Origin of the sequence: Stenotrophomonas maltophilia, assembly GCF_039555535.1 — a bacterium.
GTDB classification, from domain to species: Bacteria; Pseudomonadota; Gammaproteobacteria; order Xanthomonadales; family Xanthomonadaceae; genus Stenotrophomonas; species Stenotrophomonas maltophilia_Q.
Genome location: NZ_CP154630.1, coordinates 2,788,203 through 2,809,155, shown reverse-complemented (window position 1 = coordinate 2,809,155; position 20,953 = coordinate 2,788,203). Strand labels below are relative to the sequence as shown.

Genomic DNA, 20,953 nt, shown 5'->3' with positions numbered 1-20,953 from the left:
GCGGACTGAGACGGACTCGTCCGCAACTGCTACCGTGGGTGCACATCCTGCCAGGGAAGCGCCATGCCATTGCGCGTCATCGCCTACGTCAGCCGGGCGCTGCCGGACCTTTCCGCCGAGCGCCTGCATCGGCTGGTGGAAGACGCGGCACGTTTCAACAAGCTGGCAGGGGTGACCGGCGTGCTGCTGCATGACGGCGAACGTTTCCTGCAGTACATCGAGGGTCCGCCGGACGGCATCGATTCGGTCTACGAGCGCATCCTGCAGGCAGGAAGCCACATCGACATCATCGAACTGGCACGCGGGCGCCTGGGCCAGCGCCAGTTTCCCTATTGGGCGATGCGGTCGCTCCCGGTCGACGCGGCGATGCTGCGCCAGCTTTCTTCCAGTGACTGGTCAGGGTTCACCCGCACCCTGCAGGGCGACCGTTCGGCACCGACGCCGGTGGACCTGCTCGATCAGGTGGTGCAGCCGGTGCTGCACGCTGGTTGAAGGCCTGCGCCGGATTCAGCGCGAAGTACCACCGCAGTAGGCCGCATGCAGCGCCTGCAGCACGCCCAGCGCCGGCCCTTCAATGACCCGGTAGTGGATTGCCTGTGCTTCGCGCCGGGTCGCCACGATATCCAGTCCGCGCAGTACCGCCAGGTGCTGTGACAGCGCCGATGCGCTCAGGCCGGTCAGTGCCTGCAGTTCCGGCACCGGTGCCTCACCTTCTACCAGGCGGCACAGCACCCGCAACCGGGCCGGGTGGGCGAGGCTTTTGAGCAGCGTGGCTGCCTGTGAAGCGTGTTCGGCCATCGCGGCGCTGTCGAGCTGGGTGCGGGCCATGGTTGACCATTTTGTTTAGGATGATCTAATTTAGAATAATCTAAATAAATGGACAATCCCATGTGCGGCAGTGAAGAGGGCGGGGCATGAACGTGCCATGGAGTGCAGTGGCAGGTGGTGCGTTGATCGGCGCCGCTGCGGTGCTGTTGCTCGCCACCATCGGACGCGTGGCGGGCATCAGCGGCATCGCCGCGGGCAGCCTGCACGCAGCCAAAGGCGAGCGTGGCTGGCGCTGGGCCTTCCTGGCCGGACTGCTCGCGTCGGCTGGGCTGGTCCTGTGGTGGCAATCGGTGCCCGAGGCATCGCCACGCGTGTTGCTGCGTGATGCTTTGCCGGCCTGGCAGTTGATCGGAGCCGGGCTGCTGGTCGGCTTCGGTACACGGCTGGGCAATGGCTGCACCAGTGGTCACGGCGTCTGCGGCATGGCCCGCGGCTCAAAGCGTTCGCTGGCAGCCGTGCTGGTGTTCATGGCCTGCGCGATGCTGACCACCTTCCTGGTCCGTCATGGCGGAGGCCTGGCATGAGCCGCGCAGTCTGGGCCGCCGGCGCGGCGGGCGCATTGTTTGGCATGGGGTTGGCGCTTTCGGGAATGACCGACGCGCGTCGTGTCCTCGGCTTCCTCGACATCACGGGCGACTTCGATCCCACGCTGATGTGGGTGCTGGGCTCGGCGCTGCTGGTCAGTGCGGTCGGGCAGCGTTGGGTGCTGCGGCGCGTGCAGCCGTGGTTCTCGCTCCACTTCCAGCTGCCTGCTGCCCGGGGTGTCGATGCTCGCCTGCTGCTGGGTGCCGCGCTGTTCGGCATCGGCTGGGGCTGGGCGGGCTATTGCCCGGGCCCGGCCATCGCCGGGCTGGCCGTGGCATCGCGCGAATCCCTGTGGTTCGTGCCGGCGATGCTTGCAGGATTCTGGCTGCACGACCGCTTCGTCCGTTGAGGCTTCACCCTTGTGTCACCCTGCTTGGGGTCCTATCTTCGGATCACGGGGAAAGGAGTGCAACGACATGGCACGGATGAAGTGGATGGGAAGAGGGATGCTGGTGGTCGCGCTGGCCGCAGCCGTGGCACCGGCTCTGGCCTGCACGCGCGCGGTGTACCTGGGCGACAACGGTGATGTGATCACCGCGCGCTCGATGGACTGGAAGGTCGATGTGGCGACCAACCTCTACATACTGCCGCGCGGCATTGCGCGCACCGGCCAGGCAGGCCCGAAGTCGTTGGCCTGGACCGCGCGCTACGGCTCGGTGGTGGCGACCGGCTACGACGTGTCGACCACCGATGGCATGAACGAAAAGGGCCTGGTGGCCAACCTGCTGTGGCTGGTCGAATCGGAGTATCCACAGCAGCGTGGCACCAAACCGGGCCTGGCCATCTCGCTGTGGGCACAGTACGTGCTGGACAACTTCGCCACGGTGGACGAGGCGGTGGCAGCGCTGAGGCGTGAACCGTATTCGATCGTCACGGACAAGGTGCCCGGTGAGGATCGCCAGGCGACGCTGCACCTGTCGCTGTCCGATGCCAGCGGCGACAGCGCCATCGTCGAGTACATCGGCGGTCGTCAGGTGATCCATCATGACCGGCGCTACCAGGTGATGACCAACTCGCCGATCTTCGAGCAGCAGCTGGCGCTCAACACCTACTGGCAGCAGATCGGTGGCACGGTGATGCTGCCGGGCACCAACCGTTCCGCCGACCGCTTCGCGCGCGCCTCTTTCTACATCAACGCCATTCCCAAGGCCGAAGACCCGGTCGTGGCGCTGGCCAGTGTGTTCAGCGTGATCCGCAATACCTCGGTGCCCTACGGCATCACCACGCCGGGCGAGCCGAACATTTCATCCACGCGCTGGCGCACCGTGGCCGACCACAAGCGGAGGCTGTACTTCTTCGAATCCGCACTGACCCCGAACACGTTCTGGGTCGATCTGAACAAGGTCGATTTCGGTGGCAAGGTGCTCAAGCTGGATCTTGGCCCGGACCAGCGCAATACCTTCTCCGGCGATGCACTGGGCCAGTTCGTGCCCAGCGCACCGTTCACCTTCCTCGGCGTCGACGGTTAGTTCGACGCCTGGCCGGAGGCCGGGTAGACCGCCTGGATCGTGCAGCTGCCGCGGGTGTACTGCGGCAGCGGCGCGATCCCGTCATGGCGCAGGTCGCCTGCTTCGAACCCGGCGGTCGTGACCCGGTCGCCGGGATTGCCGCAGATCAGGCCATTCTGCAGGCCGGAGTGGAAGCTGAGCTGTGGCGCACGATCAAGCTGGCGGCAATGGCTGCCGAGTTCCACGCGGTAGTAGCGATGCCCGCCATTGCGGCGCGGATTGGTCTCCACCAGCATGCCCTGCGGATCGGACGACCATGCGCGCACGTTGCGGGTCGCGAAGCAGTACGAGGGCGAGCCGCCGAAGCTGCGGCGCACCTCCTTGCGTTCGCGGATGGTCATGGCGGGCAGGGTAGCGGTGCGCAGGCGGTCGCTGTCGCGGGTCACGCTGGCATAGTCGCGGTTCTGTACCGGCGTGACCGCGCTGACGGCGCAGCTGCGGCCGTCAACCACGACGCGCTCGCTGGGTCGGCCGCAGGCCCAACCGGCGGGCGCTTCCAGCTTCAAGGTGGTGGCTGCGCGGACCCCGGGGCAATCCTCGCTGAAATCGATGCGATAGGCCTGGCCGGACGCAGCGCGCAGGGCAATCGAGCGCGGCGAGGCCTGCTCCACTTCCTGCACTCCGACAGCGTCCATGCAATGCGGTGCCGGTGGCATACGTTGCTGTGCGGAGGCCGTCGCGGCGAGGGCCAGGCCGAGGCCGGCAGCAAGCACCAGGCGCACGTACTGATCGGTCATGACCTGCATTCCCTGCGTTGGATGACGGATCGACTATAGCAGCGGTTTGCGCGGCCGGTATTACACGCGCACACTGCGCCGATGGGCGCCATCTTCCACCTGCGGCACTACGGCCAGGCCACCGGCCTGGACCGCCATGACTATGCGCAGTGGGTGCTGCCGCTGCGGGGTGAACTGCAATTCGAAATGGAAGGCCGCGGTGGTCGCCTGGACGTCCTGCAGGGGGCATTCGTTGCCGCCGGTGAGGCGCATGACCAGATGGCGGATGGGCCGAATGGTTTCGTGATCGTCGATTGTGCCCCGGGTGTGCTCGATGACGGCACGCAGGAGCATCTGTGCCGCCAACGCTGGCTTTACCTGCCATTGGCGCTGCGCCGGCGTCTTGCCAGCGTACAGGCTGGGCAACCGATGCCGGCGCTGTTGCCGCAGTTGTTGCAGGTGTTTGCCCCCGCCGGCAGTGGCGCACGCATGCAGGGGCTGTGCGCGGCAGTGCAGGCGGAGCCCGGCCAGGCGTGGCCGGTGGCGCGCATGGCCGCGTTCGTGGGTGTCGGCGAGAGCCGCTTGCATGCGCTGTTCCAGCGTGAGTTCGGGCTCAGCCCGCAGGCTTGGCTCAGTGCGTGCCGGTTGCGCTGGGCCAAGCACCAGCTGCGCACCAGCACCGCGTCGATCTGCGATATCGCACTCGCTGCAGGCTATTCCGAGCAGAGCGCACTGACCCGAGCGCTGCGCCGCGAGTGCGGCCAGACCCCCGCAGCGTGGCGCCGGGGCGCCATCTGACCTGTAGAGCCGAGCCCACGCTCGGCTGCCTTTATCTACACAGCGGGCAATCGCAGCCGAGCATGGGCTCGGCTCTACAGATCAGCGACAGCGCAGGGCAGTAGCCTGGGTCAAGAGCGTGCACCGGCCAGCGCTTACACTGCGCGGCCTGTTCTCTCTCCCCCGAAGAACCCGAATGCGCAACAACCCGATGGCCCTGGGCATCGCCAATGGCGTTGCCGCCGGCGCGCTCTGGGGCGTGGTCTTCCTCGCGCCCGCTGTGCTGCAGTCGTTCAACGCCCTGCAACTGTCCGCCGGTCGCTACCTGGTCTATGGCCTGATTGCCGTAGCCCTGTTGCTGCCGCGCTGGAAACGGCTGGCGCCGAAGCTCGGTCGCGCCGAATGGATCGGCCTGCTGTGGCTGAGCCTGGCTGGCAACCTCGTGTACTTCCTGTTGCTGGCCACCGCGGTGCAGTGGGCAGGCGGCGCGGCGGCGTCCCTGATTGTCGGCCTGATTCCGGCGGTGGTCACCCTGGTCGGCGTGCGCGAACAGGGTGCAGTGCCTTTGAAGCAGCTGCTGCCGGCGTTGGGCCTGTGCGTGCTCGGCGTGGCCTTGGTCGGCTGGGAGGCACTGATGTCCGAGCACCTGGCAACCCCGTGGCGGCAGCGCCTGATCGGCCTGTTGTGCGCGTTTGGCGCGCTGTTCTCGTGGGCACTGTACTCGATCGGCAACAGCCGCTGGCTGGCGCGCCGGCCGGACCTGTCCAGCCACGACTGGTCACTGCTGACCGGCGTCACCACCGGTGGCCTGGCCCTGCTGCTGGTGCCGATGGCCTTCATCGGTCACACCGGCAGCCATTCGGCGGCGCAATGGAGCGGGTTCTGGGCCATCAGTGCGGGTGTGGCAGTGGTGGCCTCGATCCTCGGCAACGCATTCTGGAACCGGGCCAGTCGCCTGCTGCCACTGACCCTCACCGGGCAGATGATTGTGTTCGAGACGCTGTTCGCGCTGCTGTACGCCTTCGCCTGGCAGCAGCGTTGGCCGACGCTGCTGGAGGCGCTGGCAATCGTGTTCCTGGTGGCGGGTGTGATGCTGTGCGCGCATGCACATCGCACGCCGCGGGCAATCGCCGAACATGCCGGCTGAATACGGCCCGCAAGCGCGCTGATGTCCACTTTGTCTCAGTTGCAACCAAATGCCGGCACGTTGGCCGATGATCGCCGCAGAGAAATTTTGCATCGCAGCACTTGACAGCCGCCCGGCGTGCAGTGTTTTCTGTACGCCATGGTCCTTGATGCCGCCCACGCCAGCCTGATCGCCCCCGCCACTGCGGGCCGTTCGACTGTGCCGGTCGCCATCACCACCATTACCACCACCACCGTCACCACTCGCCTGGTGCGGCCCGTCGTCTTCGTGTAACTCCCGAAAACCACGGCCCCGCACCATCCAGGTGGCGGGGAGACTCGACACTTGCATGCGACGGGGCCTCCTGCCGAGGTCTGCATGTCTTCCCACGCCCCCGCCCAACCCGTTGCCCCGGCCGATCTGGCCGCACCGTCCATCGTCGTGCACAAGTTCGGCGGCACGTCGGTGGCCGACGCCGAGCGCTACCGCCATGTCGCCGGCCTGCTGCTGGCGCGTCCCGAATCGCTGCAGGTCACTGTCGTTTCGGCAATGAAGGGCGTCACTGACGCGCTGATCGAGCTGGCGCAGCTGGCGGCCAAGGGCGACGAAGGGTGGCGCGAGGCCTGGTATGCGCTGCGCGCACGCCATCGGGGCGCCGCCGTGGCGCTGCTGGGCGAGCAGGTGGGCGAGACCGTGGAATGGATCGATGCCCGCTTCGAGCAGTTGGCCGAGGTACTGGCGGCGCTGGCGGTGATCGGCGAGCTGCCGCGCGAAGTACTCGACCGCGTGCAGGGCCTGGGCGAAGTATTCTCCGCGCAGCTGCTCGGCACGCACCTGCAGGCGCTGGGCGAAGACTGCGCGGTGCTGGATGCGCGCGATGTGCTGGTGGTCGGCCATGGCGAACTGGGTGTGGATGTCGACTGGGAAGCTAGTGCGGACCGCTTGGCCAAGTGGCGCCTGCAGCATCCCCAGCCGCGGGTGGTTGCCACGGGTTTCGTCGCCCGTGACCGCCACGATCGCATCACCACGCTCGGACGCAATGGCAGCGACTATTCCGGTGCGATCTTCGCCGCGTTGTTCAACGCCGATGAACTGCACATCTGGACAGATGTCGATGGCGTGCTGTCGGCCGACCCGCGGCTGGTGCCCGAGGCGGTACAGCTGGAATCGCTGAGCTACGACGAAGCCTGCGAGCTGGCCTATTTCGGGGCCAAGGTTGTGCACCCGCAGACGATGTCGCCGGCGATCCGCCTGGGCCTGCCGATCTTCATCCGCAATACCTTCCAGCCGGCGCATCCCGGTACGCGCATCTCGGCAGAGCGCTCACCGCGTGGGCCGGTGAAGGGCCTGACCCTGAGCCCCGGGCTGGCCCTGCTGAACCTGGAAGGCACCGGCTTGATCGGCGTGCCCGGTACGGCCGAGCGTGTGTTCGCCGCGCTGCGCCAGGCGCAGGTGTCGGTGGTGATGATCTCGCAGGGCTCGTCGGAACATTCGATCTGCTGCGTGGTGCGTGCCGCCGAAGCCGCGCGGGGGCGCGAGGCGCTGTTGCACGCATTCGCGCATGAACTGTCGGTCGGCCAAGTGCAGCGCGTCCAGGTCAGCGGGGGCGTCAGCGTGCTGGCCGCGGTGGGCGATGGCATGGCCGGCCAGCCGGGCGTGGCGGCCCGCCTGTTCGAAGCCCTGGGTCGTGCGCAGGTGAACATCCTGGCGATCGCGCAGGGCTCGTCGGAGCGCAACATCTCGGTGGCGGTGGACAGTGCCGATGCCACCCGCGCATTGCGCGCCGCACATGCCGGCTTCTGGCTGTCGCCGCAGACGTTTGCGGTGGGCGTGATCGGGCCGGGCAATGTCGGCGCGGCACTGCTTGACCAGCTGCTGGCGGCGCGCCCGCAACTGCTGGCCAAGGCCAATGTCGACCTGCGCCTGCGTGCGCTGGCCTCGCGCTCGCGCATGCGGTTGGAAGTGGATGGCCTGCACGCCGATTGGCGGGAGGCACTGCAGGACGCGGGCGAGTCCAGCGACCTCGATCGTTTCACCGAACACCTGCTGGCCGCGCACCTGCCGCATGCGGTGGTGATCGATTGCAGTGGCAGCGCCGAGGTGGCCGAGCGTTATGAGGGCTGGCTGGCGGCCGGCATCCATGTGGTCACCCCGAACAAACAGGCCGGTGCCGGGCCGCTGCCACGCTACCAGCGCATCCGTGCTGCTGCGGCCGCCAGTGGTGCGCGCTTCCGCTACGAGGCCACGGTGGGCGCGGGCCTGCCGGTGATCACCACACTGCGTGATCTGATGGATACGGGCGACGAGGTGCTGGCAATCGAAGGTATTTTCTCCGGCACGCTGGCCTGGCTGTTCAACCGCTTCGACGGCAGCCAGCCATTTTCTTCGCTGGTCGCGCAGGCGCGGTCGATGGGCTACACCGAGCCGGACCCGCGCGATGACCTGTCCGGCGTGGACGTGGCACGCAAGCTGGTGATCCTGGCGCGCGAGGCCGGCCATGCGCTCAGCCTGGAGCAGGTGCAGGTGGAAAGCCTGGTGCCGGCGCTGCTGCGCGAGGGCAGTGTGGATGACTTCATGGCGCGCCTGGGCGAGTCCGATGCCAGCCTGCTGCAGCGGTTGCACGATGCGCGGGCGCGCGGTGCCGTGCTGCGCTATGTGGCGCGGCTTGGCGCCGATGGTGCTTCGGTGGGTCTGCAGGAGCTGCCGGCCGATCACGCCTTCGCCAACCTGCGGCTGACCGACAACGTGGTGCAGTTCCGTACCCGCCGCTACTGCGACAACCCGTTGGTGGTGCAGGGGCCGGGTGCGGGTCCGGAAGTGACCGCCGCCGGAGTGTTCGCCGACCTGCTGCGGGTGGCTGCCGGTGAAGGAGCGCGCCTGTGATCGCACGTGCGTTTGCGCCTGCGTCGGTGGCCAACGTGGCGGTGGGCTTCGACATTCTTGGTCATGCCATCGCCGGGGTTGGCGATACTGTGAGCGTGCGCCGCATCGATGAGCCGATGGTACGCATCGAGGCGATCCGGGGCAGTGCGGTCGAGCTGCCGTTGAAAGCGGCCGGCAATACCGCCGGAGCTGCGCTGATGTCGCTGCGCGCAGGGCTCGGACTGGACTTCGGTTTCGCCATCGAGATCGACAAGGGCATTCCGTTCGGCTCGGGCATGGGCGGATCGGCGGCATCGTGCGTGGCGGCGCTGGTGGCGGCCAACGCACTGCTGGATGCGCCGCTGTCGCGCGAGGCGCTTTACCCGTTTGCGCTGGATGGCGAAGCAGTGGCCAGCGGTGGCCGCCACGGTGACAACGTGGGTCCGTTGCTGCTGGGCGGCCTCGCGCTGTGCACGGCCGATCGCCTGCTGCCGATCCCGGTGCCGGCCACGTGGCACAGCCTGCTGGTGCACCCACACGCGGTGCTTGAGACGCGTCGCGCCCGCCAGGCGCTGCAGGGCAGCTATGCGCTGGGTGAGTTCGTGGCGCAGAGCGCGAACCTCGCGCTGGTACTCAGCGGCTGCCATCGCAACGACGCCGCGCTGGTCCGTGCTGGCCTGCGTGATGTGCTGGTGGAGCCACGACGCGCCGGCCTGATTGCGGGCTTCGAGGCAGCACGCGATGCGGCGCTATCGGCACAGGCGATGGGGGCAGGCATCTCTGGTGCCGGTCCGAGCGTGTTCGCCTGGTTTGAAGATGCCGAGCGGGCCCACGCTGCCGTGGCGCCGGTGCAGGCGGCATTCGCCGTCGCCGGTTTCGACAGCGATGCCTGGGTGTCGCCGCTGGATGCGCCGGGAGCCCGGCTGTGCTGAATCCTTCCCCCTTACTGGATACCCAACCCATGCAATTTGTTTCGACCCGCGGCCAGTCTCCAGCCGTTGGCCTCAGCGCGGCCATCGCCGCAGGACTGGCGTCCGATGGTGGGCTGTATGTGCCCCAGGTGCTGCCGGCGCCGCGTGAGCTGCAGGCCGGTGCGGCGCTGGCCGATACCGCCGCCGACCTGCTGGCGCCGTTCTTTGCCGGCGACGCCCTGGAGTCTGTGTTGCCATCGATCTGCCGGGAAGCGTTCGATTTCCCAGTGCCGCTGCGCCCGCTCGGCAACGGTGATCACGTGCTGGAGCTGTTCCATGGACCAACGGCAGCGTTCAAGGACATCGGCGCGCGCTTCCTGGCCGGTACGCTGTCGCGGCTGCAGGCCGGCAAGGACCGCGACCTGACCATTGTCGTCGCCACCTCCGGCGATACCGGTGCCGCGGTGGCGGCGGCGTTCCATCGCCAGCCCGGTGTGCGGGTGGTGGTGCTGTATCCGGATGGCCGCGTGTCACCACGCCAGGCACACCAGCTGGGCTGCTTCGGCGACAACATCCAGGCGCTGCGTGTGGCCGGTGCATTCGATGACTGCCAGGCCATGGTCAAGCAGGCGCTGGCCGACCGTGAACTGCAGGCGCAGGTGCCGCTGAGCTCGGCCAACAGCATCAGCCTGGGCCGCCTGCTGCCGCAGATGAGCTACTACGCGCATGCGGCACTGACCCATCATGCTGAAACCCGTCGCCGGCTCAACCTGGTGGTGCCGACCGGCAACCTTGGCAACGCAATGGCTGCGGTGCTGGCGCGTGCGCTGGGGGTGCCGATCGGGCAGATCGTGCTGGCGACCAATGCCAACGCGGTGTTGCCGGCCTACTTCAATGGCGGTGATTACCAACCGCAGGCCAGCGTGGCCACCGTGGCCAATGCGATGGACGTGGGCGCACCGAGCAACTTCGAGCGTCTGCGCTGGCTCTACCACAGCGATGACGCGGAGCTGCGTGCGGCCTTCCGTGCGTTTGCGGTGGACGACGTGACCATCCGCGCCACGATTGCGGCTGCGCATGCCAGCAATGGCGAGCTGTTCTGCCCGCACACGGCGACGGCGGTGAAGGTGCTTCAGGACCTGCGCGCACGCGGTGCCAAGGGCGACTGGGCGGTGGTGGCCACCGCACATCCGGCCAAGTTCGAGGCGGTGGTGGAGCCGTTGATTGGCGAAGCGGTGGCGGTGCCGCCGGCGCTGGATGCACTGTTGCAGCGGCCTGCGCACGCGGAACCGTTGGCGGCCGATTACGCGGCGTTGCGTGAGGTGTTGTTGGGTTGAGCAAGAGCCGCCGGGCATGGCCCGGCGCTACCGAAGGTCAGCGAGCGGGGTAGCGCCGGGCCATTCCCGGCGAGCGCTGGCGGAGGTCAGGCCAGGCCTTCGCCCGCCAGTCCGCGCAATCCGTCCTCGTCGAGGATCTCCACGACGTTCAGGTGGGGCAGGGCAATCAGCCCCTGCTGGCGCAGCTTGGTGAAGGTGCGGCTGACCGTTTCCATGGTCAGGCCCAGATGGTCGGCGATGTCGCCACGGCCCATCGGCAGCGAGACGCGCAGGCCATCGCCGCCCAGCTTGGCCTCGCGCGCGGCCAGGCGCAGCAGGAAGTCGGCCAGTTTCTCGGCCGGCTGTAGCCGCGCCAGTGCCAGTGCGGCGTCCTGTGCGGCGTCCAGTTCCTGGCAGGCACGCTGCAGCAGCTTGCGCTCCAGGTGCGGGAAGCGGCTGCGCAGCGCCTTCATCTGCGGCAGCGCAACGCGGCACACGCGGCTGTCGGCGATAGCCTCGATATCGTAGCGGTGGTGGTCGCTGCCGCTCAGCCCCAGGTAGTCGCCGGGAAGTACGAAGCCATTGATCTGGCGGCGGCCGTCGGCCAGGGTGCGCACCAGGCGCAGGGCGCCGCCAGTCAATGTATAGACATGGTCGCGCTCTTCGCCGGTGCGGGCCAGGGTGCTGCCCATGCTGACCTGCTGGGAAACGGTGACCTGTTCCAGTGCCTGCACTTCATCGGGCGACAGCGCCGAGCACACCGCAAGGTGGCGAACCGAGCAGTGCAGGCAGTCCAGCGTGGTGCAGGACGGCGAGGCGGGATCGTTGGTGGCGGGCGGGGCGCCGGAAGGCCGTGACATGTTGCGGGGGCGTATCGCGGGCGGGGAGGGCCTTATGATACTTCAAGCGGCCGTTCGACCCTGCCCGAGGCGGGGGCGCTAGAATGTCGCCCCCTCCCACGTCCCGTTCCAGCAGGAGTTCCGCCCGTGATCAAGCCCCGTACCCCGCCCGGCACCCTTGAACTGCTGCCGCGCGAGCAGATTGCGTTCCAGCGCATGCTGGACGTGATCCGCCGCAACTACGAGCGCTTCGGGTTCCTGCCGGTGGAGACGCCGGTGTTCGAGCTGTCCGACGTGCTGCTGACCAAGTCCGGTGGCGAGACCGAGCGCCAGGTGTATTTCGTGCAGTCCACCGGTGCGCTGGCCAACGCCGCCGAATCGGGTGATCGTTCGCTGCCGGAAATGGCGCTGCGTTTCGACCTGACCGTGCCGCTGGCGCGCTACGTGGCCGAGCACGAACATGAACTGACCTTCCCGTTCCGCCGCTACCAGATGCAGCGCGTGTACCGTGGCGAGCGCGCCCAGCGCGGTCGTTTTCGCGAGTTCTACCAGTGCGACATCGACGTGATCGGCAAGGACAGCCTGAGCGTGCGCTACGACGCTGAAGTGCTGGCGGTCATCCAGGCGGTGTTCTCGGAACTGCGCATCGGCGACTTCAGCATCCAGCTGAACAACCGCAAGCTGATGCGCGGCTTCTTCGAAAGCCTGGGCGTGGCCGAGGGTGAGCGCCAGCTGGCGGTGCTGCGCGAAGTGGACAAGCTGGACAAGCGTGGTGCCGATTACGTGCGCGAGACGCTGGTAGGCGAGGGCTTCAACATTCCGGCCGAACAGGTCGAGAAGATCCTCGCGTTCGTGGCCGTGCGTTCGCAGGGCCATGCCGATGCACTGACCCAGCTGGCTGCGCTGGAAACCGGCGCAGCTTCGTCGGAAACGCTGCGCACCGGTGTTGCCGAACTGCGCGAAGTGCTGCAGCTGGTGCAGGCCCTGGGCGTACCGGAAAGCGCCTATTGCCTGAATTTCTCGATTGCGCGTGGCCTGGATTACTACACCGGTACCGTGTACGAGACCACGCTGACCGACCACCCGCAGATCGGCTCCATCTGCTCGGGCGGCCGTTATGAAGACCTGGCCAGCCACTACAGCAAGTCGAAGCTGCCGGGCGTGGGCATCTCCATCGGCTTGTCGCGCCTGTTCTGGCAGCTGCGCGAGGCGGGCCTGATCGACGGCATCGAAGCCAGCAGCGTGCAGGCGCTGGTGGCGCTGATGGACGAGCAGGGCATGCCGCAGTCGCTGGACATCGCCCGTCGCCTGCGCGCCGGTGGCATCAACACCGAAGTGCAGATGGAGCCGAAGAAGATCGGCAAGCAGTTCCAGTACGCCGCCAAGGCCGGTATCCGCTTCGTGGTGCTGGCGGGTGAGGATGAGCTGGCGCGCGGCGTGGTGGCGGTGAAGGACCTGCTGCGCGAGCAGCAGTTCGAAGTCTCCCGCGATGAGCTGGCCAGCACCCTGCAGGTGGAGCTGGAGCAGTCGAAGGCGATGGTGTGATGCGGGTCGCGGCAGGAGGGCTGTTCGTCCTCCTGCTGGCCGGCTGCCAGAGTGACCCGTCGCTGCACAGCACGCGCATCGGTCCGGACCACTACCGGCTGCAGGTTGATCGTTGTCATGTGATCGACCGCGCGCAACTCGAAGGCGACCTGCAGGCCCTGGCCGCACAGAAGTGCCCGGCGGGCGTGGGTGCGTTGGAAAACATCCAGTCCCTGCCGAGCCGGCAGGGCAGCCTGCTCGGCGAATGCCTGCGGCGCGGGGCGCTGCAGGCCGAGGTGCGCTGCTTGAAGCCCTGAGTTGTGCCGAATCTATGATTAAAAAGAAAAACGCCCACCTTTGGTGGGCGTTTTTCGTTTCCGGCTGCCCGTTAAGGGGTCAGATCCGTTTTCCGCAGGAAAACGGATCTGACCCCACGCCGCCCGGATTTGACGCACCGCGCAAGAATGCGCTAATGTACTAACGCGCTATTACATTGATGCATGGAAACGACCCCGTGAAAGCCCGCCCCGAAATTGCCGCCAAAGACCCGAAGGCCGACCTGGAAGCCCTGGCCCGGGCCTTTGCCGCCCTGCGCGAGCCTGAGCAGGTGGAAGCGTTCCTGCGCGACCTGTGCACCCCCGCTGAACTGGAAGCCATGGCCGACCGCTGGAAGGTGGTGCCGCTGCTGCAGCAGGGCGTGCCGTATCGCGAGATCCACGAGCGCACCGGGGTCAGCGTGACCACCACCGGACGGGTGGCACGCACGCTCGAGCATGGCCATCGAGGCTATGCCGCCGCCATAGACCGCCTTGCTTCGCGCTGATCCGCGCCCCGTTCCGACCTTCGAGACCTCCCCCATGAGTGCAACCCAGGCAGCACCGGCACGAGACCGGTTGCGTATCGCCATCCAGAAGAGTGGCCGGCTGGCCGAGCCCGCCCGCAATCTGCTCAGTGCCTGTGGCCTGAGCTGGCGCGAAAGCCGCGACAAGCTGTTCTGCTACGGCGAGTCGCTGCCGGTGGACCTGCTGCTGGTGCGCGACGATGACATCCCGGGCCTGATCGCCGACGGTGTCTGCGACCTCGGCATCGTCGGCCGCAATGAACTGGATGAGCAGGCCGCCGCGCGCCGCCAGATCGGCCTGCCGGATGCTTATCAGGCGCTGCGCGGACTGGGCTTCGGCCAGTGCCGGCTGATGCTGGCGGTGCCCGAGGAGTGGCAGTGGCAGGGTCCGGCGCAGCTGGCTGGCACACGGATCGCCACCAGCTATCCGGCCATCCTCAAGCAGTGGCTGGATGAGCAGGGCGTGGATGCGCAGGTGGTCGAGCTGTCCGGTTCGGTGGAGATCGCGCCGCGCCTTGGTACCGCCGACCTGATCTGCGACCTGGTCTCCAGCGGCGCTACGCTGCGCGCCAACCAGTTGACCCCGGTGCACAACCTGCTCGACAGCGAGGCAGTGCTGGCGGGCGCGGTGCGCGTGCCGGATGACGCACGCGCGTCGCTGCGTGCGATGCTGCTGCGCCGTCTCGACGGCGTGGTGCAGCGCCAGGACCGCAAGCTGCTGATGTTCCGCGCCAGCGAGGATCGCGTCGATGCGCTGGCACAATTGCTGGCCGATGCCGAGCCGCTGGTGCGGCTGCCGGCCGATGGCGGCGCACTGCGCCTGCAGACCATGTGCCCGGGTCCGTTGAGCTGGCAACGCATGGAAGAACTCGAGCGCGCCGGTGCACAGGGTCTGATGGTGTTGAGCGTGGAGCGGTCGCTGGCATGAATCGTCTGATCTGGTCGCAACTTGATGAGGCCGCGCGCAGCGCGGCATTGACCCGCCCGGTGCAGACCGTGGCGCAGCAGACCCGCGATGCGGTGGCGGCGCTGATCGCGCAGGTGCGCGCGCAGGGCGACGAGGCGCTGCGTGCGATTACCGCTCGTTTCGATGGCGTGGAGCTGGCGTCCTTCGAAGTGTCCGATGACGAGTTCGCGGCCGCCGAAGCGGCGGTACCCGTGGATCTGCGCCAGGCCATGGGGGAAGCTGCCGAGCGCATCACGCGCTTCCACGAGGCTGGCATGGGCAAGGGCTATGTCGTGGAGACCGCGCCGGGCGTGGTCTGTGAACGCATGCTGCGGCCGATCGGCCGGGTCGGCCTGTACGTACCGGCAGGCAGTGCGCCGCTGCCGTCCACCGCGTTGATGCTGGGCGTGCCCGCGCAACTGGCTGGTTGCCCGCAGGTGGTGCTGTGCACGCCGCCACGCGCCGATGGCACGGCCGACCCTGCGGTGCTGGTGGCCGCGCGCCTGACCGGCGTGCAGCGCGTGTTCAAGCTCGGCGGCGCGCAGGCGATTGCCGCGATGGCCTATGGCACCGCCACCATCCCGGCGTGCGACAAGCTGTTCGGGCCCGGCAACAGTTTCGTTACCGAAGCCAAGCAGCAGGTCGCACAGGACGGCGCCGCCGCCATCGACATGCCGGCCGGCCCGTCGGAAGTGCTGGTGATTGCCGATGCGGGCGCAAACCCGGCGTTCGTGGCTGCCGATCTGCTGTCGCAGGCCGAGCACGGCCCGGATTCACAGGTGCTTCTGTTGACCGACGATACCGCGATGCTGGTGGCGGTCGAGGCGGAAGTGGAACGCCAGGTGGCCTTGCTGCCGCGCCAGCAGATCGCACGCCAGGCACTGTCGGCGTCGCGCCTGATCGAGGTCGATTCGCTGGCTGACGCCTTTGCAATCAGCAACCGGTATGCGCCCGAACACCTGATCCTGGCGCTGCGCCAGCCGCGCGACTGGCTGGACAAGGTGCAGGCGGCCGGCTCGGTGTTCCTAGGCGATTTCACGCCGGAAGCACTGGGTGACTACTGCAGCGGCACCAACCACGTACTGCCGACAGCAGGCGCTGCACGTGCCTACAGCGGTGTCAGCGTCGCCAGCTTCCAGAACCTGATCAGCGTGCAGAGTGCCAGCGCTGCAGGACTGGCAGCAATCGGCGGCTGCGCACGCATCATCGCCAGCGCCGAAGGCCTGGATGCGCATGAGCGTGCAGTGGCCCTGCGCATGGAGGCCGCCGCATGAGCGCCGCCATTGATGACGTGCTGGCACTGGTGCGCCCGGATCTGCAGGCCTTCGCCGGCTACAGCTCGGCGCGTAGTGCGGCGGTGCAGGGCGAGGTCTGGTTGAACGCCAACGAGTCGGCCTGGGCCAATCCGGCCGATGCCGACGGCAGCAGCCGGCGCTATCCCGAACCGCAGCCGCTGGCGCTGCGCGAGAGCCTGGCCGCACTGTATGGCGTGCAACCGCAGCAGCTGCTGGTCGGCCGCGGCAGCGACGAAGCCATTGATCTGCTGGTGCGCGCGCTGTGCGTGCCCGGACGTGATGGCGTGCTGGTCACGCCGCCGGTGTTCGGCATGTACGCCGTGTGTGCACGGTTGCAGGGCGCCGCGCTGATCGAAGTGCCGCTTGTGGACAGCGAGGATGGCCTGCGCACCGATCTGGATGCGGTGATCGACACCGCCAAGGCGCGCAATGCCAAGCTGGTGTTCCTGTGCGCACCATCGAACCCGGCCGGTAGTGATATCGCCCTGGACGAGGTCGAACGCGTGGCGGTTGCGTTGCGCGGGCAGGCGCTGGTGGTGGTGGATGAGGCCTATGTCGAGTACGCGCAACGTCCGTCGGCGACCACGCTGTTGGCCGTGAACCCGAATCTGGCGGTGCTGAGAACGTTGTCGAAGGCGCACGCTCTTGCCGCCGCGCGCATCGGAACACTTATCGCCGCACCGGAACTGATTGCCGTCCTGCGTCGCTGCCAGGCGCCGTACCCGGTGCCGACGCCATGCGCGGAACTGGCGGTGCAGGCGCTGCAACCGGCCGTACTGGGGCGCACCGCCGAACGCGTGACCACGGTCATCGCCGAGCGTGAACGCCTGTTCGCGTCGCTGCCCGGCCTGCCCGGCGTGCGCCGCGTGTATGCCTCGGCCGGCAACTATCTGCTGGTGCGCTTCGCCGATGCCCAGGCCGCGTTCGATACGCTGCTGGCTGCTGGCGTGGTGGTGCGCGACCAGCGCGCCGCGCCGCAACTGGGCGATGCCCTGCGCATCAGCATTGGCAGCCCCGAAGAGAACGACCGCGTGCTTGCGACCCTGTCGGCGCGGAGGGCCGCAGCATGACCCCGATCCTGTTCATCGACCGCGACGGCACCCTCATCGAGGAGCCGTCCGATTTCCAGATCGATGCCTACGAGAAGCTGCGCTTCGTGCCGCAGGTGATCCCGGCGCTGCTGAAGCTGCGGGATGCCGGCTACCAGTTCGTGATCGTCACCAACCAGGATGGCCTGGGCAGCGACAGCTACCCGCGCGCCAGCTTCGATGGCCCCAATGATCTGATGCTGCAGATCTTCGAGAGCCAGGGCATCACCTTCCGTGACGTGCTGATCGATTGCAGCTGGCCGCAGGACAATGCACCGACCCGCAAGCCGGGCATCGGGCTGATGACCGCCTATCTGCAGGACCGCAGCATCGACTGGGCACGCTCCGGCATGGTGGGCGACCGCATCACCGACCTGCAGTTCGCCGACAATCTCAACATCCGTGGCTTCCAGTTGCGTACCGAGCAGTTTGGTGGCGAGTGGGACTGGCCGGGCATCGCCCATGCGCTGGCCGACGCGCCGCGTACTGCCGTGGTCCAGCGCAACACCAAGGAGACGAAGATCCGCGTTGAACTCGATCTGGACCGTGCCGGTGATGCGCGCATCGCCACCGGACTGCCGTTCTTCGACCACATGCTGGAACAGATCGGCAAGCACGGCGGTTTCGCCCTGGACATCCAGGCCGAGGGCGACCTGCACATCGACGAGCACCACACCATCGAAGACACCGGGCTGGCTCTGGGCCAGGCCCTGCGCGAAGCACTGGGCGACAAGCGCGGCATCGGCCGCTACGGTTTCACCCTGCCGATGGACGAGACCCTGGCCAGCGCTGCGCTGGATTTCAGCGGCCGCCCCTACTTCGTGTTCGACGGCGAGTTCAAGCGCGAACGGGTGGGCGACATGCCGACCGAACTGGTGCCGCACTTCTTCCGTTCGCTGTGCGATGCCAGTGGGCTGAACCTCAACCTGCAGGTACGCGGTGACAACGACCATCACAAGGTGGAGGCCTGCTTCAAGGCGCTGGCGCGCGCGCTGCGCCCGGCGCTGGCCCGGCAGGGCACGGCGTTGCCGACCACCAAGGGGGCGCTGTGAGTGACGTAGCGCTGATCGACGCGGGCGGTGCCAATCTTGGTTCGGTGCGCTATGCGCTCGAACGCCTTGGCGCCAGCGTTCGGCTGGTGCGCGATGCCGATGGGCTGGTCGGCGCGCAGCGGGTGATCCTGCCCGGCGTCGGTGCGGCGGGTCCCGGCATGCAGCGCCTGCATGCGCAGGGCCTGGTCGAGCCGTTGCAGCGGCTGGAAGTACCGTTGATGGGCATCTGCCTGGGCATGCAGCTGTTGTTCGAGCGCTCCGAGGAAGCCGGCGTGGAAACGCTGGGGCTGATTCCCGGGGTGGTGCGCAAGCTGGTACCGGCCTGCGGCATCCGGGTGCCGCACATGGGTTGGAACCGCCTGCTGCCGCTACGTGAGTCGCTGCTGTTGCAGGGTGTACCAGAGCGGGCCAGCGCCTATTTCGTGCACAGCTATGCGGCGCCGCTGAATACCCACACCGTTGCTGCCTGCGATCACGGTGGCCTGTTCACGGCCGTGGTGGAGCAGGGGCGCTACTACGGCGCGCAGTTCCATCCCGAGCGTTCCGGCGAAACCGGCTCGCTGATGCTGCGCAACTTCCTTGAGGGCACTGCTGCATGAGTTTCATCGTCTACCCCGCGCTGGATATCCGTGATGGCCGCGTGGTGCGGCTGCGCCAGGGCGACTACGCGCAGGAAATCTCGTATGGCGACGACTGCCTGCCGCGCGCGCAGGCCTTTGCTGCGCAGGGCGCGCAGTGGATGCACCTGGTCGATCTTGATGCGGCGCGTGCCGGCGGCTATACGCTGGCGCCGTTGCTGGCAGCGATTCGCGCGCAGACGCCGTTGCGGGTGCAGACCGGCGGTGGCGTACGCGGTCGCGATGACGTGGCGCGCATCCTCGATGCCGGCGCCCACCGCGTGGTGGTCGGTTCACTGGCCGTGCGCCGCCCCGACGAGGTAGTGGGCTGGCTGGAGGAATTCGGCGCCGAACGCATCACCATTGCGCTTGATGCCCGCCAGGATGCACAGGGCCAGTGGCAGCTGCCGGTGCACGGCTGGACCGAGAACGCCGGGGTGACCCTGGATGATCTGGCCCAGCGCTACGCACGCGCCGGCATGCACCACCTGCTGTGCACCGACATCGCCCGCGACGGCATGCTGGCCGGGCCCAACATCAGCCTCTACCAGCACCTGTCGGCGCTGCTGCCGGGCGTGGCGGTGCAGGCTTCCGGCGGCATCCGTGACGTGGCCGACGTTGCCGAAGCGCGACGTGCAGGCTGCGGTGGCGCGATCCTTGGCAAGGCGCTGCTGGAGCAGCGCATGGACCTGGCGGAGGCACTGGCATGTTGAGCCGGCGCATCATTCCCTGCCTGGACGTGCGCGATGGCCGCGTGGTCAAGGGCGTGCGTTTCCGCGACCACGTCGACATGGGCGATATCGCTGAGCTGGCGCAGCGCTACCGTGACCAGGGCGCCGACGAGCTGGTGTTCTATGACATCGGCGCCAGCCCCGAGGCGCGTTCAGTGGACGTGGCCTGGATCGAGCGCATCGCGCGACTGATCGACATCCCGTTCTGCGTGGCCGGTGGTATCGACAGCGTCGAAACGGCACGCCGCGTGCTGTTCGCCGGTGCCGACAAGGTGTCGATCAACTCCCCGGCGCTGGGGCGCCCGGAACTGATCACCGAGCTGGCCGACGAGTTCGGCGTGCAGTGCGTGGTGGTGGGCATCGATTCAGTGCGCGAGGCTGATGGCCAGTGGCGGGTGCGCCGTTTCAGTGGCGACCCGGACAAGACCCAGGCAGTGCCGCTGCGCACGCTGGACTGGATCGTCGAAGCACAGCGGCTTGGTGCCGGCGAAATCGTGTTGAACTGCATGGACAGTGACGGTGTACGCCGTGGCTACGATGTCGCCCAGCTGCAGCAGGCACGGGCACTCTGCCAGGTGCCGCTGATCGCCTCCGGTGGCGCCGGTGCGATGGAACACTTCGCCGAGGCCTTCGACCAGGCCGATGTGGATGGCGCGCTGGCCGCCAGCGTGTTCCACAGTGGCGCCATCGCCATTCCGGAATTGAAGCGCTACCTGCGCGAGCAGCAGATCGAGGTGCGGGATGTCTATTGAAGTGAGGCCGTCACTGGATGCGCTGCAGGCGCTGGACTGGGGCAAGGGCGAAAGCCTGCTGCCCGCTGTCGTGCAGGATGCCGATACCCTGCAGGTGCTGATGCTGGGCTATGTCAGTGCAGAGTCGCTGGCGGCCACGCTGGCCATCGGCCACATGACCTTCTTCAGCCGCAGCAAGCAGCGGCTGTGGACCAAGGGCGAGCAGTCCGGCAACGTGCTGCTGGTGCAGTCGATCAGCGTGGACTGCGATGCCGATACGCTGCTGGTGATGGCGCGCCCGGCCGGGCCGACCTGTCACACCGGTGCGGAGAGCTGCTTCGATGGCGCGCCGAAGGACTTCCTTGGCGGGCTGGGCCAGCTGGTGGCGATGCGCGAGGCGCAGCGGCCACCGGGCAGCTACACCACGAGTCTGTTCGAGGGTGGTATCCGCCGCATCGCGCAGAAGGTGGGCGAGGAGGGCGTGGAAACCGCGCTGGCGGCGGTGGCGCAGGATGACGAGGCGCTGCTGGGCGAGGCCTCGGACCTGCTGTACCACCTGCTGGTGCTGCTGCGCGCGCGTGGTCTGTCGCTGGAGGATGCGCGGGCAGTGCTGGAAAAGCGCCATCGTTGAAGGAGGCGTGCGGACCAACGGTCCGCACC

24 protein-coding genes are annotated in these 20,953 nt (G+C 67.8%); 21 read left to right on the top strand and 3 right to left on the bottom strand.

Annotated features, from left to right (window positions below):
- Positions 1 to 63: 63 nt before the first annotated feature.
- On the top strand, positions 64 to 492 hold the full coding sequence (locus AASM09_RS12915; RefSeq protein ID WP_049430948.1) for a BLUF domain-containing protein: 429 nt from the start codon (positions 64 to 66) through the stop codon (positions 490 to 492).
- Positions 493 to 507: 15 nt separating this feature from the next.
- Here the strand turns inward: AASM09_RS12915 and AASM09_RS12910 are convergent, their stop codons facing one another.
- Entirely contained in the window at positions 508 to 828 is a 321-nt protein-coding gene (locus tag AASM09_RS12910) for an ArsR/SmtB family transcription factor (RefSeq protein ID WP_049430946.1), read from the bottom strand.
- Between the two features lie 86 nt (positions 829 to 914).
- Between AASM09_RS12910 and AASM09_RS12905 the strand changes: the two genes are divergently transcribed.
- From AASM09_RS12905 to AASM09_RS12895, 3 genes are all read left to right on the top strand, one after another.
- Entirely contained in the window at positions 915 to 1,352 is a 438-nt protein-coding gene (locus tag AASM09_RS12905; protein ID WP_049430942.1) for a YeeE/YedE family protein, read from the top strand.
- Entirely contained in the window at positions 1,349 to 1,762 is a 414-nt protein-coding gene (locus tag AASM09_RS12900; RefSeq protein WP_049430940.1) for a DUF6691 family protein, read from the top strand. The genes AASM09_RS12905 and AASM09_RS12900 overlap by 4 nt, the downstream gene beginning before the upstream one ends.
- Positions 1,763 to 1,829: 67 nt before the next feature.
- A complete protein-coding gene (locus AASM09_RS12895) occupies positions 1,830 to 2,882 on the top strand; it encodes a linear amide C-N hydrolase (RefSeq protein WP_049430938.1) in 1,053 nt (350 codons plus the stop codon).
- Here the strand turns inward: AASM09_RS12895 and AASM09_RS12890 are convergent.
- Positions 2,879 to 3,667 carry a DUF6491 family protein gene (locus tag AASM09_RS12890; RefSeq protein ID WP_414488816.1) on the bottom strand — a complete coding sequence of 263 codons (789 nt, stop codon included), beginning with the start codon at positions 3,665 to 3,667 and terminating at the stop codon, positions 2,879 to 2,881. The two genes, AASM09_RS12895 and AASM09_RS12890, sit on opposite strands and share 4 nt — an antisense overlap.
- Positions 3,668 to 3,739: 72 nt before the next feature.
- Between AASM09_RS12890 and AASM09_RS12885 the strand changes: the two genes are divergently transcribed.
- From AASM09_RS12885 to thrC, 6 genes are all read left to right on the top strand, one after another.
- Entirely contained in the window at positions 3,740 to 4,435 is a 696-nt protein-coding gene (locus AASM09_RS12885) for a helix-turn-helix domain-containing protein (RefSeq protein WP_049430935.1), read from the top strand.
- Between the two features lie 175 nt (positions 4,436 to 4,610).
- Positions 4,611 to 5,561 (top strand): DMT family transporter, encoded by a 951-nt coding sequence (locus AASM09_RS12880; RefSeq protein ID WP_049430934.1) that lies wholly within the window; start codon positions 4,611 to 4,613, stop codon positions 5,559 to 5,561.
- A 117-nt stretch (positions 5,562 to 5,678) separates the two neighbouring features.
- Positions 5,679 to 5,834, top strand: coding sequence for a hypothetical protein (locus tag AASM09_RS12875; RefSeq protein WP_157804743.1), 156 nt, complete (start codon positions 5,679 to 5,681; stop codon positions 5,832 to 5,834).
- Between the two features lie 84 nt (positions 5,835 to 5,918).
- Positions 5,919 to 8,423, top strand: a complete 2,505-nt coding sequence (gene thrA / locus AASM09_RS12870; protein WP_100443546.1) for a bifunctional aspartate kinase/homoserine dehydrogenase I — start codon at positions 5,919 to 5,921, stop codon at positions 8,421 to 8,423.
- Positions 8,420 to 9,334 carry a homoserine kinase gene (locus AASM09_RS12865; protein WP_049426981.1) on the top strand — a complete coding sequence of 305 codons (915 nt, stop codon included), beginning with the start codon at positions 8,420 to 8,422 and terminating at the stop codon, positions 9,332 to 9,334. Before thrA ends, AASM09_RS12865 begins: the two co-directional genes overlap by 4 nt.
- 29 nt (positions 9,335 to 9,363) lie before the next feature.
- On the top strand, positions 9,364 to 10,650 hold the full coding sequence (thrC, locus tag AASM09_RS12860; RefSeq protein ID WP_049426983.1) for a threonine synthase: 1,287 nt from the start codon (positions 9,364 to 9,366) through the stop codon (positions 10,648 to 10,650).
- 86 nt (positions 10,651 to 10,736) lie between these two features.
- Here thrC and AASM09_RS12855 read toward each other — a convergent pair whose 3' ends face one another.
- Positions 10,737 to 11,489: a Crp/Fnr family transcriptional regulator gene (locus tag AASM09_RS12855; RefSeq protein WP_049426985.1), complete on the bottom strand. Its 753-nt coding sequence runs from the start codon at positions 11,487 to 11,489 to the stop codon at positions 10,737 to 10,739.
- 126 nt (positions 11,490 to 11,615) lie between these two features.
- Between AASM09_RS12855 and hisS the strand changes: the two genes are divergently transcribed.
- From hisS to hisIE, 11 genes are all read left to right on the top strand, one after another.
- Positions 11,616 to 13,013 carry a histidine--tRNA ligase gene (gene hisS / locus AASM09_RS12850; RefSeq protein WP_049426987.1) on the top strand — a complete coding sequence of 466 codons (1,398 nt, stop codon included), beginning with the start codon at positions 11,616 to 11,618 and terminating at the stop codon, positions 13,011 to 13,013.
- Positions 13,013 to 13,309 (top strand): hypothetical protein, encoded by a 297-nt coding sequence (locus AASM09_RS12845; protein ID WP_049426989.1) that lies wholly within the window; start codon positions 13,013 to 13,015, stop codon positions 13,307 to 13,309. Before hisS ends, AASM09_RS12845 begins: the two co-directional genes overlap by 1 nt.
- Positions 13,310 to 13,506: 197 nt before the next feature.
- On the top strand, positions 13,507 to 13,815 hold the full coding sequence (locus AASM09_RS12840; RefSeq protein ID WP_005416326.1) for a YerC/YecD family TrpR-related protein: 309 nt from the start codon (positions 13,507 to 13,509) through the stop codon (positions 13,813 to 13,815).
- A 34-nt stretch (positions 13,816 to 13,849) separates the two neighbouring features.
- On the top strand, positions 13,850 to 14,761 hold the full coding sequence (hisG, locus tag AASM09_RS12835) for an ATP phosphoribosyltransferase (RefSeq protein WP_019338500.1): 912 nt from the start codon (positions 13,850 to 13,852) through the stop codon (positions 14,759 to 14,761).
- A complete protein-coding gene (gene hisD, locus AASM09_RS12830) occupies positions 14,758 to 16,053 on the top strand; it encodes a histidinol dehydrogenase (RefSeq protein WP_049426897.1) in 1,296 nt (431 codons plus the stop codon). Before hisG ends, hisD begins: the two co-directional genes overlap by 4 nt.
- The gene (hisC, locus tag AASM09_RS12825; RefSeq protein ID WP_049426899.1) at positions 16,050 to 17,144 is read left to right on the top strand and encodes a histidinol-phosphate transaminase; all 1,095 of its coding nucleotides are present in this window, start codon (positions 16,050 to 16,052) and stop codon (positions 17,142 to 17,144) included. The genes hisD and hisC overlap by 4 nt, the downstream gene beginning before the upstream one ends.
- Positions 17,141 to 18,214, top strand: coding sequence for a bifunctional histidinol-phosphatase/imidazoleglycerol-phosphate dehydratase HisB (gene hisB / locus AASM09_RS12820; protein ID WP_049426901.1), 1,074 nt, complete (start codon positions 17,141 to 17,143; stop codon positions 18,212 to 18,214). Before hisC ends, hisB begins: the two co-directional genes overlap by 4 nt.
- The gene (gene hisH / locus AASM09_RS12815) at positions 18,211 to 18,813 is read left to right on the top strand and encodes an imidazole glycerol phosphate synthase subunit HisH (RefSeq protein ID WP_006436751.1); all 603 of its coding nucleotides are present in this window, start codon (positions 18,211 to 18,213) and stop codon (positions 18,811 to 18,813) included. The genes hisB and hisH overlap by 4 nt, the downstream gene beginning before the upstream one ends.
- Positions 18,810 to 19,544, top strand: coding sequence for a 1-(5-phosphoribosyl)-5-[(5-phosphoribosylamino)methylideneamino]imidazole-4-carboxamide isomerase (gene hisA, locus AASM09_RS12810; RefSeq protein WP_049427539.1), 735 nt, complete (start codon positions 18,810 to 18,812; stop codon positions 19,542 to 19,544). Before hisH ends, hisA begins: the two co-directional genes overlap by 4 nt.
- Complete coding sequence (gene hisF / locus AASM09_RS12805; protein WP_049427541.1) at positions 19,538 to 20,314, top strand: imidazole glycerol phosphate synthase subunit HisF; 777 nt, start codon at positions 19,538 to 19,540, stop codon at positions 20,312 to 20,314. Before hisA ends, hisF begins: the two co-directional genes overlap by 7 nt.
- Positions 20,304 to 20,924, top strand: a complete 621-nt coding sequence (gene hisIE / locus AASM09_RS12800) for a bifunctional phosphoribosyl-AMP cyclohydrolase/phosphoribosyl-ATP diphosphatase HisIE (protein ID WP_049427542.1) — start codon at positions 20,304 to 20,306, stop codon at positions 20,922 to 20,924. Before hisF ends, hisIE begins: the two co-directional genes overlap by 11 nt.
- Positions 20,925 to 20,953 lie beyond the last annotated feature (29 nt).